The organism is Paracidovorax avenae ATCC 19860, from assembly GCF_000176855.2.
GTDB lineage: Bacteria > Pseudomonadota > Gammaproteobacteria > Burkholderiales > Burkholderiaceae_C > Paracidovorax > Paracidovorax avenae.
This window is the reverse complement of record NC_015138.1, coordinates 4,158,978-4,173,974: the sequence shown is the minus strand read 5'-3', so window position 1 is coordinate 4,173,974 and position 14,997 is coordinate 4,158,978. Positions and strand designations below refer to the sequence as shown.

The 14,997-nt window shown below is 69.7% G+C and carries 15 protein-coding genes; 11 read left to right on the top strand and 4 right to left on the bottom strand.

Annotation, left to right across the window (positions count from 1 at the left end):
• Positions 1–148: 148 nt before the first annotated feature.
• On the bottom strand, positions 149–1,135 hold the full coding sequence (locus ACAV_RS18170) for a LysR family transcriptional regulator (RefSeq protein WP_013596045.1): 987 nt from the start codon (positions 1,133–1,135) through the stop codon (positions 149–151).
• A gap of 159 nt (positions 1,136–1,294) precedes the next feature.
• Here ACAV_RS18170 and ACAV_RS18165 point away from each other — a divergent pair, with 159 nt between their 5' ends.
• From ACAV_RS18165 to ACAV_RS18135, 7 genes are read left to right on the top strand one after another with little or no spacing between them, the layout of a single operon-like run.
• Complete coding sequence (locus ACAV_RS18165; RefSeq protein WP_041829321.1) at positions 1,295–2,146, top strand: fumarylacetoacetate hydrolase family protein; 852 nt, start codon at positions 1,295–1,297, stop codon at positions 2,144–2,146.
• A 15-nt stretch (positions 2,147–2,161) separates the two neighbouring features.
• Positions 2,162–4,258, top strand: a complete 2,097-nt coding sequence (locus tag ACAV_RS18160) for a hydantoinase/oxoprolinase family protein (RefSeq protein ID WP_013596043.1) — start codon at positions 2,162–2,164, stop codon at positions 4,256–4,258.
• Positions 4,255–6,072 carry a hydantoinase B/oxoprolinase family protein gene (locus ACAV_RS18155; RefSeq protein WP_013596042.1) on the top strand — a complete coding sequence of 606 codons (1,818 nt, stop codon included), beginning with the start codon at positions 4,255–4,257 and terminating at the stop codon, positions 6,070–6,072. Before ACAV_RS18160 ends, ACAV_RS18155 begins: the two co-directional genes overlap by 4 nt.
• Positions 6,069–6,452, top strand: a complete 384-nt coding sequence (locus ACAV_RS18150) for a hypothetical protein (protein WP_013596041.1) — start codon at positions 6,069–6,071, stop codon at positions 6,450–6,452. Before ACAV_RS18155 ends, ACAV_RS18150 begins: the two co-directional genes overlap by 4 nt.
• Before the next feature lies 1 nt (position 6,453).
• Positions 6,454–7,521, top strand: coding sequence for a CobW family GTP-binding protein (locus ACAV_RS18145; protein ID WP_013596040.1), 1,068 nt, complete (start codon positions 6,454–6,456; stop codon positions 7,519–7,521).
• Positions 7,522–7,576: 55 nt separating this feature from the next.
• A complete protein-coding gene (locus ACAV_RS18140; protein ID WP_013596039.1) occupies positions 7,577–8,566 on the top strand; it encodes a Bug family tripartite tricarboxylate transporter substrate binding protein in 990 nt (329 codons plus the stop codon).
• Between the two features lie 25 nt (positions 8,567–8,591).
• Positions 8,592–9,680 (top strand): porin, encoded by a 1,089-nt coding sequence (locus ACAV_RS18135; protein WP_013596038.1) that lies wholly within the window; start codon positions 8,592–8,594, stop codon positions 9,678–9,680.
• A gap of 34 nt (positions 9,681–9,714) precedes the next feature.
• Here ACAV_RS18135 and ACAV_RS18130 read toward each other — a convergent pair whose 3' ends face one another.
• From ACAV_RS18130 to ACAV_RS18120, 3 genes are all read right to left on the bottom strand, one after another.
• Positions 9,715–10,497: a 3-hydroxybutyrate dehydrogenase gene (locus ACAV_RS18130; RefSeq protein WP_013596037.1), complete on the bottom strand. Its 783-nt coding sequence runs from the start codon at positions 10,495–10,497 to the stop codon at positions 9,715–9,717.
• 60 nt (positions 10,498–10,557) lie between these two features.
• Positions 10,558–11,307, bottom strand: coding sequence for an acetoacetate decarboxylase (locus ACAV_RS18125; RefSeq protein WP_013596036.1), 750 nt, complete (start codon positions 11,305–11,307; stop codon positions 10,558–10,560).
• Between the two features lie 107 nt (positions 11,308–11,414).
• Entirely contained in the window at positions 11,415–12,638 is a 1,224-nt protein-coding gene (locus ACAV_RS18120; protein ID WP_013596035.1) for a DUF3734 domain-containing protein, read from the bottom strand.
• A 266-nt stretch (positions 12,639–12,904) separates the two neighbouring features.
• On the opposite strand from ACAV_RS18120, the gene ACAV_RS18115 reads away from it, so the two are divergent.
• The 4 genes from ACAV_RS18115 (at position 12,905) to ACAV_RS18100 (ending at position 14,954) form a co-directional block, all read left to right on the top strand.
• The gene (locus ACAV_RS18115; RefSeq protein ID WP_013596034.1) at positions 12,905–13,438 is read left to right on the top strand and encodes a sigma-70 family RNA polymerase sigma factor; all 534 of its coding nucleotides are present in this window, start codon (positions 12,905–12,907) and stop codon (positions 13,436–13,438) included.
• A gap of 111 nt (positions 13,439–13,549) precedes the next feature.
• The gene (locus ACAV_RS18110) at positions 13,550–13,771 is read left to right on the top strand and encodes a hypothetical protein (RefSeq protein ID WP_013596033.1); all 222 of its coding nucleotides are present in this window, start codon (positions 13,550–13,552) and stop codon (positions 13,769–13,771) included.
• Positions 13,772–13,920: 149 nt separating this feature from the next.
• The gene (locus ACAV_RS18105; protein WP_013596032.1) at positions 13,921–14,181 is read left to right on the top strand and encodes an MbtH family protein; all 261 of its coding nucleotides are present in this window, start codon (positions 13,921–13,923) and stop codon (positions 14,179–14,181) included.
• A gap of 5 nt (positions 14,182–14,186) precedes the next feature.
• Entirely contained in the window at positions 14,187–14,954 is a 768-nt protein-coding gene (locus ACAV_RS18100) for a thioesterase II family protein (protein WP_013596031.1), read from the top strand.
• The last annotated feature ends 43 nt before the right edge of the window (positions 14,955–14,997 follow it).

Below are 14,997 nucleotides of genomic sequence, written 5' to 3'. Positions count from 1 at the left end.
GGTGCGAGCGCCAGTCGCTGGCCGCCGATGCGGGCGGCGTGACGGCCACGCTGGGGCGCATGGCCCTGGGGGCTGGCGGGTGCTGCGCGAGCGGCGGCACCTACCGGTCGGACGACGGCCGGAACTGGACGAAAGCGCCCTGGACGGCCTACCGGGCGGCTGGTGCGGGGGCGCTCCGTCCGGTCGCGCTGTCCGGTGGATCCGCGGAGGTGTCTCCGCCTTCGAAAGGATGGTGGCACGGCGTGTGCGGGCAGGACCAATCCGTGATCATGTCCGCCACGCACCGGGATGCCGGTGACGACTTGCCCTGGCGCGGGAAGGCCAGCGTCACCAGGCGTGAGAGGTCGGGCTCCAGCAGCCGGCTGGCCTGCAGCCGGCCGCTGGCGCGCTCCTGCGCGATGGAGTAGGGGCCCAGCACGGTGTAGAGCCCTGTCGTCGAGGTCACCAGCTCCTTCTGCAGCGTCAGCGAGTCCGCTTCGACGACGGCATCCAGTTTGAAGCCCTGGCTGCGGGCGGTTTCGTCCAGCGCGGTGCGCCACTGGCTGGGCCGCCGGGGCAGCACCAGCGGCAGTCCCTGGAGGCGGCGGAAATCGATGCCGGGCAGGGCGGTGAGGGGGTCGCCGGGAGCGGAGACGAGGAAGGTGTGGGCCACGGCCAGGACTTTTTCCTCGCTGCCCCGCGGCGGCTGGAAGCGGAAGACGATGGCCATGTCCACGGAGCCGCTGTCGAGCATGGCGTTGAGTTCGGTGCCCTGGGCCTCGACGACGTTGAGCCGGATGCCCGGGTGTTCCTGCCGCAGCCGCTGGAACACGCAGGGCATGAGGTGGTGCGCCGCCGAGGGAATGATGCCCAGGCGGACTTCGCCGCTCAGCGTACCGGCTTCGGTACGCAGGCTTTCCGACAGTGCCTCGGTTTCGTGCAGCCAGCGCCGCAGCCGGGGAAGCGCGCTGCGTCCCGCATCGGTCGGCACCACGCCGCGCCCGGTCCGCACGAACAGTGCCGTACCGAGCTGCTTCTCGAATTCGCTCACCTGCCGGCTGATGTGGGACTGCGCCGTCTGGCGCCGTGCCGCCACCTTGTTGATGCTGCCGCTGTCGGCGACTTCCAGGAGCAGGCGAACGCTCTCGATGTTCATGCGGGGTTTCCCGGTTATCTGCGTTTTGGCAATTCTGAAAGCTCTGAATCTTATCTGCACAGATAGATGGCGAATTCCTACATTGCACAGGCCTGTGCCGGGCGGCCATCGTGGATGGGCCGCGCGGCGCCTTCTTCCCAGCCTTCCGAGGACACCGCCTTGAAAATAGCCTCCTTCCAACACGCCGGCCAAGCCACCTACGGGGTCCTGCGCGGCGACGACTTCCTGTTGCCGGGCGACGACTTCCTGCGCCGCCATCCCGACCTGCGTTCCGTGCTGGCGGCGCAGGCCCTGCCTGCGCTGGCCGACGCCACCGCATCGGGCGCACGCGCCGTCCGCGCGGCCGACACCCGCGCCCTGCCGGTCATCCCCCAGCCCGGCAAGATCATCTGCGTGGGCCTCAACTACAAGACCCACGTGGCCGAGACCAGGCGGGCCGACAGCGAATACCCGTCGCTCTTCCTGCGCTTTACCGATTCGCTGGCCGCGCAGGGCGACGAGGTGCTGCGTCCATCCTTCTCCGAACGTTTCGACTGGGAGGGCGAGCTGGCCTTCGTGATCGGCCAGGGCGGGCGCCATATTCCCAAGGCCGACGCCTTCGAGCACATCGCCGGCTATGCCTGCTTCAACGACATCAGCGTGCGCGACTGGCAGCGCCACACGCACCAGTTCACGCCGGGCAAGAACTTCCCCGGCACCGCGCCCTTCGGCCCCTGCCTGGTGACCCGCGACGAGGTGCCCGACGTGGCCCGCCTGACGCTGGAAACGCGGCTGAACGGCGAGGTGATGCAGCACGCCAGCGTGGGCGACCTGATCTTCGACATCCCGACCATCGTCGAATACGTCTCGCGCTTCACGCCGCTCTCGCCCGGCGACGTGATCGCCACCGGCACGCCCGGCGGCGTGGGTGACCGCCGCGAGCCGCCGCGCTACATGAAGCACGGCGACACGGTCGAGGTGGAGATCACCGGCCTGGGCATTCTGCGCAACCGCATCGGAACGGACGCCTGAGGCGCGGGCAAGCAGATGGCAAGCAATTCCACCACCCCCAACGCGCGCAAGCTGCGCATCGCCGTGGACATCGGCGGCACCTTCACCGACATGGCGGCGTTCGACGAGGCCACGGGCCAGCTGCTGTTCGGCAAGGCGCTGTCCACCCATGGCGCCCTGGTCAACGGCATCCAGTCCACGCTGGACAGCGCGGACATCGATCTGAAGGACGGCAACCTGTTCCTGCACGGCTCGACCATCGCCATCAACACGCTGCTGGAGCGCAACGGCGCCAACACCGCGCTGCTGATCACCGAGGGTTTCCGCGACATCTACGAGATCGGCCGCGTGAACCGGCCCGACGCCTACAACCTGTTCTTCAACAAGCACCAGCCGCTGGTCAGGCGCTCGCTGCGCTTCGAGGTGGCCGAGCGCCTGCGCGCCGACGGCAGCCTGCACAAGCCGCTGGACGAGGCGGCGGTGCGCGAACTGGCGAAGGAATTGAAAGGCCAGGGCATCGAGGCCGTGGCCGTGCTGCTGCTGCATTCCTACCGCAACCCGGCCCATGAGCAGCGCGTGAAGGCCATCCTGCAGGAAGAGCTGCCGCAGGCCTTCGTCTCCGCGTCGCACGAGCTGAGCCAGGAATACCGCGAATTCGAGCGCGTCTCCACCGTCGTGGCCAACGCCTACGTGGGCCCGCGCGTGTCGCAGTACCTGGGCCAGCTGGAAACGCACCTCTCGGCCAAGGGCTTCGGCGGCGACTTCTACGTGGTCCAGTCCACCGGTGGCCTGTTCCCCATCGAGCATGCCCGCGTCGGCTGCGTGCGCATGCTGGAGTCCGGCCCGGCGGCCGGCGTGATCGGCGCGCAGGCGATCTGCGCGCAACTGGGCATGGGCGATGCCATCGCCTTCGACATGGGTGGCACCACCGCCAAGGCCGGCGTGATCAGCGAGGGCCGGCCGCTCACGACCGGCTCGGCCCTGATCGGCGGCTACGAGCGCGCGCTGCCCATCCAGATCCCGATGATGGACATCCACGAGGTCGGCACCGGCGGCGGCTCCATCGCCCGCGTCGAGACCGGCAACGCGCTGCGGGTGGGCCCGCAGAGCGCGGGCTCCATCCCCGGCCCGGTGGCCTACGGCCGCGGCGGCCAGGAGCCGACGGTGACCGACGCCAACCTGGTGCTGGGCCGGCTCGATGCCGACAACTTCCTGGGCGGCGAATTGAAGCTCGACCTGGTGGGCTGCCAGCGCCAGATGGCCGAGCGCGTCGCGACGCCGCTGGGGCTGGATCCGACCGAGGCGGCCGACGGCATCCTGCGCATCGCGGTGACGCAGATGTCGCATGCCGTGAAGGCCGTGACCACCGAGCGCGGCCTGGACGCCGGCAGCTTCACCATGGTGGTCTATGGCGGCGCGGGCCCGCTGCACGCCTCGGCCATCGCGCGCGAGATCGGCATCCGCAAGGTGCTGATTCCGTATGCGCCGGGCTATTTCTCGGCCTACGGCATGCTGTTCTCCGACCTGCGCTACGACTATGTGCGCTCGGTGTTCCGCAAGCTCAATGACGTGTCCTTCGACGAGATCGAGGAGGCGTACAGAAAGATGGAAGACGAGGGCCGCGCCGCGCTGGAGCAGTCCGGCGTGAAGGCCGACGGCGTGGTGATCGAGCGCGCCGCCGACATGCGCTACGTGGGCCAGGAGCATGCGGTCACCGTGGACCTGCCGCTGGCCTTCTTCGAAAGCCGCGACCGCTCGGCGATCAAGCGCCAGTTCGACGAACTGCACAAGGTGCGCTACGGCACCTCGGCGCCCAAGGAGCCGGCCGACCTGGTGAGCCTGCGCGTCACGGTGCTGGGCACCATGAAGAAGCCGCCGAAGCACCAGGTGGCGCAAGGCAGCGACAAGCCCGAGGCGGACGCGCTGCGCGCCGTCAAGCCGGTGTACTTCCGCGCGGGCGGCTGGGCCGAAACGCCGGTCTTCAAGCGCGACCTGCTGCGCGCCGGCAATTCGATCTCCGGCCCCGCCCTCATCGAGGAGCACGCCTCCACCACCGTCGTGCAGCCCGGCGACGCGCTGCGCGTGGACGAACTCGGCAACCTGCAAATCGCCATCGGAAGCGACCGCACATGAGCACCTACACCACCCCCGCAGCGGCCGCCGGCACCGGCGCCGCCGTCGATCCGGTCACCGTCGAGATCATCCGCAACGGCCTCTACGCCGTGACGGAGGAGATGAAGACCAACCTGACCCGCACGGCCTACAACCTCATCATCTACGAGGCGCTGGATTTCACCGTCGGCCTTTTCACCAAGGAAGGAGACACGGTCTCGATCGGCCTGGGCCTGCCGATGTTCATCCGCGGCATGTCGGAAACCGTGAAGGCCAAGATCCGCCACTTCGGCTACGAGAACATCCTGCCCGGCGACATTCTGGTCACCAACGACGCCTACACCACGGGCAGCCACCTGAACCACTTCACCTTCACCATGCCGGTGTTCCACGAAGGCCGGCTCGAAGGCTTCACCTGCTGCATGGCGCACTGGCTGGACGTGGGTGGCACGCTGGGCAACGTCACCACCGACATCTTCAGCGAAGGCATCCAGATCCCCATCGTCAAGTACCAGCGCGAGGGCGTGGTCAACCAGGACCTGATCGACATCATCGCCATGAACGTGCGGCTGGCCGAGCGGGCACTGGGCGACCTGCGCGCGCAGATCACCGCCATCACCACCGGCGAGCGGCGCTACGTGGAGCTGCTGCAGCGCTACGGCGCCGACGCGGTCAACGGCGCCATCCGCCAGATCATGGATTCGTCCGAGGCGGTGGCGCGCAAGAACACGCTGTCCATCCCCGACGGCGTCTACGAGGCCGAATCCTTCATGGACGACGACGGCCTGGAGATCGGCAAGCGCATCCCCATCCGCGTCAAGGTGACGGTGCAGGGCGACGAGATGACGGTGGACCTGTCGGACGTCTCCAAACAGGTGCGCGGCTTCTACAACTCGGGCTTCACCACCGGCATCGCTTGCGCGCAGGTGGCCTACAAGTGCCTGACCACGCCCACCGACTATCCGGTCAACGATGGCAGCTTCCGCCCGCTCAAGGTGGTGATGCCCATGGGCACGGTGGTCAGCGCCGAGCGGCCTTACCCGATGCGGGTCTGGATGACCTTCCCGATGACGGTGATCGACACCATCTTCAAGGCGCTGGCGCCGGCCATTCCCGACCGCTCCATCGCCGGCCACCATGCCGACTTGGTGTTCCCCAACATCCACGGCATCTCGCCGGAGGACGGGCGCCTCTTCATCGTCGGCATCGGCCCGCTGGGCGGCGGCTGGGGCGCCAAGAGCCGCGAGGACGGCGTTTCCGTCACCGTCTGCATCAACGACGGCGACACCCACAACAGCCCCACCGAGCAACTGGAAGCCAAGTACCCGGTGCTGGTCGAGAAGTACGAGATCCGCAAGGATTCCGCCGGCGCCGGCCGGTACCGCGGCGGGCTGGGCGCGGAGATGGTGGTGCAGGCGCTCTCGCCCTTCACCGTGACCACCCGCATCGACCGCGTCCACTGCAAGCCCTGGGGCCTGGAAGGCGGCGGCGACGCGATGGGCAACGGCCTGGCCGTGCGCCACAAGGGCGAATGGAAGACCGACCATGCCAACGCCAAGATCTTCAACGTGCGGCTGGAGCGCGGCGACGCCTACAAGATGCTGTCGGGCGGCGGCGGGGGCTTCGGCGACCCGCTGGACCGCGAGATCGACAAGGTGGCCGAAGACGTGCGCGAAGGCTATGTGAGCGCCGAAGTGGCCCGCGAGGTGTACCGCGTGGTGCTCGATGCGCAGGGCCGCGCCGACGCGGAAGCCACGCAGCGCCTGCGCGCCGCGCCGCGCAGCCCGGCCGCCGGCACCGCCGCCACCCCAACCGCCGCCTGGGACGGCCAGTGACCGTGGCCGAAGCCAGCGACTGCATCGCGCAGCGCACCGACGCGCTGCTGCGCCTCTGGAGCGACCTGGCGATGCGCCACGTCGCGCTGGGCGGCGCATGCGGCTGCGGCACGGGCGGCATCAGCCTGCGGCTCGAAGACTTCGAGCTGGACATCTTCGACTACCTGCAGGACGCCGGCCTGCGCTCGGGCGAGCCGGCGGTGGCCGCGTTCTTCGAGGACTGGGGGCCGGCCGCGTCCCGGCCCGAGCCGGTGCGCCTGCTGCTGCAGCGGCTGGGCGAGGGCGCGATCGGGCCCGGCGGCGCGGAATGGATCCTGGCGCGGCTGGAGCGCAGCCTGCGCTCGTTCGCGAGCCTGCACGGCTCGCAGGCGGAGTCCTGACATGGCGGGCCATTTCTCGGCCTTGCTGTCGGCGGAGCAGCCCGGCGGCGAGCGCATTCCCGTCACGGTGCTGACCGGCTTCCTGGGCAGCGGCAAGACCACGCTGCTCAACCGCCTGCTGTCCCAGCCGGAGCTGGAGGGCACGGCCGTCATCGTCAACGAGTTCGGCGAGGTCGGCATCGACCACGACCTGATCACCCACACCACCGAAGACACCGTGCTGCTGGCCAACGGCTGCCTGTGTTGCGCCGTGCGCGGCGACCTGGTGGAGGCACTGTGCGCGCTCGCGCAGCGCCCCGGGCCGCCCTTGCGCCAGGTGCTGATCGAGACCAGCGGCCTGGCCGACCCCGCGCCCATCCTGCGGGTGTTGATGGGCGACCCGGCGGTCTCGCGCCACTTCGCGCTGCGCGGCGTGGCCTGCACGGTCGATGCGGTGCTGGGCCTGCGCACCCTGGCCGCGCACGCGGAAGCCGCGCAGCAGGCGGCCGTGGCCGACCTGCTGGTGCTGACCAAGACCGACCTGCTGCCGCAGGAGGGGAACGGCACGGGCGCCATCCTGCGGGCGCTGGAGCGTATCAATCCCGATGCGTCCGTCGTGCAGGGGCCTGCCGCGCAGATGGGCGCGCTGCTGGCGCTGATGCGCCGGCCGGCGCCTGCGGGCCGCGAGGCGGGCCAGGACCTGGCGTACCGGCCGCCGCCATCGCGCGCCACGGCCCTGGCCGGGGCTGCGGAGCCGGTCCATGCCGGCGGCATCGCTTCCTTCGTGCTGGTGCGCGACGTGCCGCTGCCGCTGGAGGCGTTCGCGGACTGGCTCGACATGGTCGTGGCTTCGCGCGGGGCGGACCTGCTGCGTGTCAAGGGGCTGGTGCACACCACGGACGACCCGCGGCGCCCGCTGCTGGTCCACGGCGTGCAGCACCTGTTCCCTCCGCCCGAGCGGCTGCCTGCCTGGCCGTCGGGCGACACCCGCACGCGCCTGGTCTTCATCACCCGCGGGGTGGACGGCGATGCGTTGTCGGACACCCTGGACATCCTCGTGCGCAGGCACGCGCGGCGCCCGCCCTCGTGAGCGCGGCACCGACCCGGTTCCTTTCGGCTTCACAAGAAATTTCAAGGAGACAAGCATGAACAAACGCCAATGGCTGCGGGCCTTCACGGCTCTCGCGGCGGCATGCGCCGCGTCCGGTGCGATGGCACAGGCCGCTGCTGCCCACTTTCCCGAGAGCGACCGCGTGGTCCGGATCATCGTCCCGTTCGCGGCGGGCGGCGGGGTGGACAGCGCGGCACGCCTGCTGGCCGAGCAGATGCGCAAGCAGCTGGGCACCAACGTCATCGTGGAGAACAAGGCCGGCGCGAGCGGTACCGTGGGAGGCCGTTTCGTGCAGGCCGCGCCGGCGGATGGCTACACGCTGCTCTTTTCCGCAGCGACCCAGGTGCATACGCGGCAGGTGATGAAGAATCCGCCCTACGACCCGCAGGCCGATTTCTCGCCCGTGGCGCGCATCGGCGAAGCGCCGCTGATGCTGATCATCTCGCCGCAGCAGCCGGAAAAGAAGCTCTCCGAGGTGCTCCGGTCGGCCGGCGCGAAGCCCGAAGCCTGGACCGCCGCGCTGCCTGCGTTCGGTGCGCCCAGCCACCTCGCGACCCTGCTGCTCGCCAAGGAGGGGAAGGTGTCCTTCACCTACGTTCCCTACAAGGGCACCCAGCCGGCACTGATCGATGTGGCGGGCGGCCAGGTGCAACTGCTGCTCGACTCGATGGTGTCGCTGCTGCCCATGGCCAAGTCGGGCAACGTCAAGCCGATCGCCATCACCGCGAAGACGCGCAGCCCCCTGCTGCCGCAGGTGCCGACCTTCGCCGAAAGCGGCATGCCGCAGTTTTCCTACGCTTCCTGGTACGGCCTCTGGGCGCCCCGCGGCACGCCGGCCGACCGCATCGCGGTGCTCAACAAGGCCGCCAGTGCAGCGGTGTCCGAACTGGCCCGCTCGGGTGCGTTCGCCAACCTGGGCATCGAGCCGGTGAACGAATCGCCCGAGCAGTTCCGGCAGTACATCGCGCACGAAGTGACGCAGGGCGCCGAGCTGCTGCGCAACGCCGGCTTCAAGCCGGAGTGAGAGCACCCCGTAACGAGGACAACCCATGCATGCAAAGACTTTGCTGAGCGCCGCCGCCCTGTCGGCCACGGCCATTGCGGGCCTGCCGGCCTTCGCGCAATCATCGCTGACCGTGTTCGGGGTCATCGATGCGACCGTCCAGCACGCCAGCCAGGGCGGCGCTTCGGTGAACCGCCTCAACGGCAGCGGTGGCAACCAGATCAGCCGCCTCGGATTCCGGGGCGTGGAGGACCTCGGCGGCGGGCTGTCCGCGGGCTTCGTGCTCGACATGGGGCTGAATGTCGACACGGGCACGGGGGGCGTCACGTCGGCCAACAACCAGACGGCCGCCGCATCCTCCGGACTGGCGTTCAACCGCCGCTCCACCGTCAGCCTGAGCAGTACCCGGTGGGGTGAAATGCGGCTCGGCCGCGACTTCACGCCGACCTACTGGAACCTCACGTTGTTCGATCCTTTCGGCACGGCGGGCGCGGGGTCGGCGGCCAACATCATCCAGGGCAGCCTGTCGAAGGTGTCCACGGTGCAGACGGCGCTGCGCGCCTCCAACTCGGTCGGCTACTTCCTTCCCTCCATGAGCGGTTTCTACGGGCAGTTGATGTATGCCATGGGGGAGAACGGCTCAGGCGCCCCCAACGGCACGAGCAAGGACGGCAACTACGCCGGCCTGCGCGTGGGCTACGCGGCCGGTCCCCTGAATGTCGCCATCGCCCACGGCCGGACGTCGCTGGCTTCGGGCGACGTGTCCACGACCAACGCGGGCCTGGCCTACGATTTCAAGGTCGCCAGGCCGATGCTGCAGCTCTTCCAGGACCGCAAGGACGGCGTGGCCGCGCCCAGCCGCTCATCGGGCTTCCTGGTGGGCGCGCAATTTCCGGCGGGGCCGGGCTACATCCCGGTGTCGTACAGCCGCATCGGGGACAACGCCGCGGTGGAGCGCAAGGCGACCCAGCTGGCGATCGGCTACGTCTACAACCTCTCCAGGCGCACGGCGGTGTACACGACGTTCTCGCGCATCGGCAATGCCGGCGGCGCGGCGCTGAGCGGGGGCGGGGTGCCGGGCGTGGCGAGCGCGGCATGGCGCGGCACCGACATCGGCATCCGGCATACCTTCTAGCCACCGCGCCGCACGCCCGCGCGCCCCGCAGCCGTCACTGCATGAACCAGCCGTGGCTCACCACCAGCGACTGGCCGGTGAGCGCATTCGTGGGGAAGGCGGCGAACAGCAGGGCGGCGCGCGCCACGTCGTCGGTGGTGGTGAATTCGCCGTCCACCGTTTCCTTGAGCATGACGTTCTTCACCACTTCCTCTTCGGTGATGCCCAGGGTCCTGGCCTGCTCGGGGATCTGCTTTTCCACCAGGGGCGTGCGCACGAAGCCGGGGCAGATCACGTTGGCGCGCACGCCCTTGGCGGCGCCCTCCTTGGCGACCGTCTTGCACAGGCCGATCAGGCCGTGCTTGGCCGTCACGTAGGGGGCCTTGAGCTTGGAGGCTTCCTTGGAGTGCACCGAGCCCATGTAGATCACGCTGCCGCCGCGGCCCTGGGCGTACATGTGCTTCAAGCAGGCGCGCGTGGTGAGGAAGGCGCCGTCCAGGTGGATGGCGAGCATCTTCTTCCAGTCGGCGAAGCTGAATTCCTCCACCGGTTGCACGATCTGGATGCCGGCGTTGCTCACCAGGATGTCGATGCCGCCGAAGGCCCTGGCGGCCTCCTCGACGGCGGCGTCCACCTGGGCCTCGTCCGTCACATCGACGGCCACGCCCAGGGCCTGGGCGCCGGTGGCCTTGAGCTCGTCCGCCGTGGCGGTGGCGGCGTCCTTGTTCAGGTCGGCGATGACGACCTTCGCGCCTTCCTTCGCGAAGAGGGTGGCGATTTCCTTGCCGATGCCGCTGGCCGAGCCGGTGATGAAAGCGACCTTGTCCTTGAGTTGCATGGGATTGTCCTCGGGGTTGACGAATGGGATGGAAAGAAGCGGGGAGGGGTGGCGGACCGGTCAGGCGAGGTAGTCATGCTCCACGGTGCCCAGGGCCAGCGTCATGTCGGCGATGTAGTGCACGGCGGATTCCACCTTGCGCACCGGCAGGTCGGCCACGGGCGCCAGCGCATGCGGATGCAATTCCAGCGAGGCCGGGGCCGTCCAGGCGCCGTGCAGGGTCACATCGACCATGTGGTAGCGCACCAGCTCGCAGATGCGCGGCGTGCCATCGACATGGGGAATGATCTTGAGCAGGAAGTTCGGCTGCGCGATGCCGGCGAGCACGGGACCGGGGTCCAGCTGCCGGTGCTTGAAGCCCATGGTGGCGCTGGCCACGCGCACGCGGCCGTAGTCGAGCGTGCCGACGATCACGTCGGTCTCGTAGCTGAAGGCCGGGTTGGCGAGCTTCTTGGGAAAGCCCCACAGCTCGCGCCCACCCGCGATGGGAGGGTGGTCGTCGAGGTACATCGCATGCACGTAGGCGCCCTGTTCCACGCCACGCGCGGTGCGCAGCTGCACGGGGATCACCTGGCCCGACTCGGTGTAGTCGCCGAAGCCGGTGGAGTCGGGCATGCGGATGAATTCGTACTTCACGAGCGGCTCGGTCACTTCGAGCGGCTCGGGCACCACGGCGCGCAGCGCGTCCAGGTCGGTGCGGTAGGTGATGACCATGAACTCGCGCCGCATGAAGCGGTAGGGCCCCGGGGGAAAGGCGGGGCTGGTCAGGGGCATGGCGAAAGCCTGCTGGCGGACGTCTTCGATCTTCATGCGGGCACTTTCGGATGGAAGGGGGGAAAGGCAGGAGGGATCTTCGCTGCCAGTCTTGCCAGGGCCGCTTAGAAACGGCTTAAACGGTGGCGTGACGGGGCCGCGTCCTACAGGCCGCCGGGCTCGCCCACCGGGTGGCGCACCCGCGTGGCGCCGGGCTCGCTCAGGTCGAAGGTGGTCACGCCGTTGCGGGCCTCGCTGCGCAGCCACTCCGGGTGCGCGAGCGTGGCCTGCATGTCGCGCATGCCGGCCTGCCAGTGTTCGCGCACCGTGGCGCGCGAGAACTCGTAGTCCTTGGAGTCGCGCTCGTAGGGCCGGCCGCGGTAGATCAGGTGGACGATGTCGATGGGCGCGTGCGTGAACTGCGCGCGCAGGGTTTCCACGCTCGGGTCGCCCTGCAGCGCGGGCGGCAGCTTGTCGATCAAGTCGGCCAGGGCCTGCTGCAGGTTGACGTTGGCCGACAGCGCATCGGTGTTCATGCGCGTGCGGCTGGAGTACATGATGTCCTTCTGCCGCTGCGCCACTTCCGAGAGTGTGGCCGGCAGGGCGCCGCGGGCGCTGAACAGGTCCACCTGCAGCACCACCAGCGGGCGCGTGCGCGGATGCACGTCGAGCACGTACTGCAGCGGGGTGTTGGAGACCACGCCGCCGTCCCAGTAGTCTTCGCCGTCGATGTGCACCGCCGGGAACCCCGGAGGCAGGGCGCCGCTGGCCATGATGTGCTCCGGGCCGATCGCCTGCTCGGTGCTGTCGAAATACACCGAGTTGCCGGTACGCACGTTGACGGCGCCCACGCTGAGCCGCACCTCGCCATGGTTGATGCGGTCGAAATCCACCAGCCGCTCCAGCGTGCCCTTGAGGGGGCTGGTGTCGTAGTAGCTGGTCACGGGGGCGGAGGCGCCCAGCAGCAGGGCCGGGTCCAGGCGCGGCTGGAAGAAGCCGGGGATGCCGAACAGCGCCCCGGTGGCGGCGCTCCACTGGTTGAGCAGGGCGCGGTCGCCCAGGTACTGCGGCACCTGCTGCCCGAAGCCCGAGGACACGAGGTTCCAGAACTCCTGCAGGCGCGCGACGCGGCGCTCCGGCGCGTTGCCGGCGATGAGCGCCGCGTTGATGGCGCCGATCGAGACGCCCGCGACCCAGTCGAGGGCCGGATGCGCATCGAACAATGCCTCGTACACGCCTGCCTGGTAGGAGCCCAGCGCGCCGCCGCCCTGGAGGACGAGGGCCCGGTCTGCGGACTCCATGTCCACGCCGGCCGCGGGCATGCGGACGCCCGGCAGGGGGCGGGAAGGAGCGGCGGGCGGGCGGGGTGTCCTGGTCTTGGTGCTCATGCGGGTGCCTGGCGGATGGAGGGAAAGGCCCGGGCGGCGGGCCCACGCGATGGAGCAGCGGCGGTACTGCCGGGTTCCCCAATATACGCACCTGCGGCCGGGCGGGGCACGGCGGTGGTCTTTCCCGTGCCCGGACCGTGCGGTGATCGAAACAATTTTTACCGCACTGCCGCAACTTCATAAATACAAATAATTCGCATTACTTGTTTTGTTTGTATCATCGCTTTCCGCGCGTCGGAACCACCGCCGCCCATTCCAGGAAAGCGATGTCTATGTCCTTCATGCCGTTGTCAGAACCCTCCCTGGCCGATGTTTTCGTGGCGCACCGTGCGCAGCTCTGGCGCGTGGCCCGGCAGATCGTCAATACCGAGGACCTGGCGGACGACGTGGTGCAGGATGCCTACCTCAAGCTCGCGGAAGGTCCCGGGCGCGTGGCGGAGCGGCCCATCGGCTACTGCTGCCAGGTGGTGCGCAACCTGGCGCTGGACTATTGCCGCAGGCACCGCGTGGAAGCGAGCTACCGCACCTTCGACGTGGACGTGGAGGCTATCGACGTGCCGTGCCACCGCTCCCCCGACCGCCATATGTGCGAACAGCAGGTGATCCATGCGATCGACGAGGTGCTCTCGCAACTGCCGCCGCGCACGCGCATGGTGTTCGAGCTCTACCGCATCGAGGGCCTCACGCAGCGCCAGATCGCCGAACGCCTGGGCTGCGCGCTGGGGCTGGTGAACGGCCTGATCGCGGAAGCGGCGAAGGCCGTGGCGCGCTGCCGCGTCCACATGATGGCGGGGCAGTGACCCTGGTCCGGCGCCCAAAGCGGGCTGACGGGGCGGCCTGACGGGCGGCCGCAGCGGGGTGCAGGCGGCCCGCGCGGCGGCGCTACTGTCGGGATGCGCTAGGCTCGGCGCATGACTGCTTCCCCCGATGAAGATCCCGTATGGGACGCGGCCTGGACCTGGGTCCAGCGCGAATTCGACCGCGAGACGTTCGACGAGGCCGCGCGCGCCGAACTGGCCGCGTGGCTGCAGGCGGACCCCCTGCATCGCCAGCGCCATGAGGAGGCCGCGCAGCTGTGGCGGCTGGCCGGCAGGGTGCCGCGCCGCACGGACGATGGCGACGGGCATTCCTGAAACGTGCCGCAGCGGCCCCGGGTGCCCGCCGCGATGAACAGATGGCGCCGCCAACCGTCTTGTGAAGGCAGGCCCGCCCGGATGCGCTCCCCATTTTTCAGGGGGCGGCGCGGCGGGGCTGGATGTTCAACCGCACAAGGGATGCACCGATGTCTACGAGCTGCTTCGACCGCGAGGACGAAACCTTCATCGTCCTGATCAACCACGAGGAACAGTATTCGATCTGGCCGCACTGGAAGGCCGTGCCCGAGGGCTGGAAGGCCGTGGACGGCGTGCGCGGCGACAAGAAGACCGTGGTGGCCTACGTGGACGGCGCCTGGACCGACATGCGGCCGAAGTCGCTGCGCGACTGGATGGCGCAGCAGGACGCCGGGGCCGCGGCAGAAGGTTCCACCGCCGCGGCGGCCTGACGGCGATGGCCATGGCGAGCGACGCGGATCTGGTGCTGCTGTGCCTGCCCTGCGCGGGCGCGAGCGCGACGATGTACCTGCGCTGGCAGCGGCGCCTGCCCCCCGGGTTGCGGGTGGTGCCGGTGGAGCTGCCCGGCCGCGGCGCGCGCATGGGCGAGCCGTTCGCGCGGTCGTATGCCGATCTCGTCGGCCCGCTGGCGGAAGGCTGCCTGCGCGCCGCCGGTGGCGCCGCGTTCGCGCTCTTCGGCCACAGCATGGGGGCGCTGCTCGCCTATGGCGTCGCCTGCCGCTTGGCAGCCGTGGGCGCCGCCGTGCCCACTGCACTGGCCGTGTCGGGCTGTGCCGCGCCCGCGCTGCGCAGTGGCGAGCGCTATGCGGAGCCGCTGGACGATGCGCGCCTCATCGCGGATCTGCGCGAGCAGGGCGGCACGCCGGAGGCGGTGTTCTCCGAGCCTGAGCTGCTGCGCATCACGCTCGACGTGCTGCGGGCGGACTACCGCCTGTGCCATGGCTTCCGCCGGCCGGAGGGCCTGGAGGGCGCGGCGCCGCTGTCCTGCCCCGTCCACATCTTCGGCGGGCGGGCCGACCGCATCGCCGCGGCCGAGCTGCAGGCCTGGGCGCGGGAGACGCGCGGCCCGTCGACCCTGGACTGGTTTGGCGGCGGGCACTTTTTCCTGCGCGAGGAGGAGGACCGCTTCCTGCGGACCCTGGCCGCGCGCATGACGGCACCGGGGGCGACGCGCGGCGCGCAGCCCCTGGCGGCCACCGCCTGACCGCGGCCACCCTTTTTTCCTGCTTCCTTTTCTGGTTTCCCGC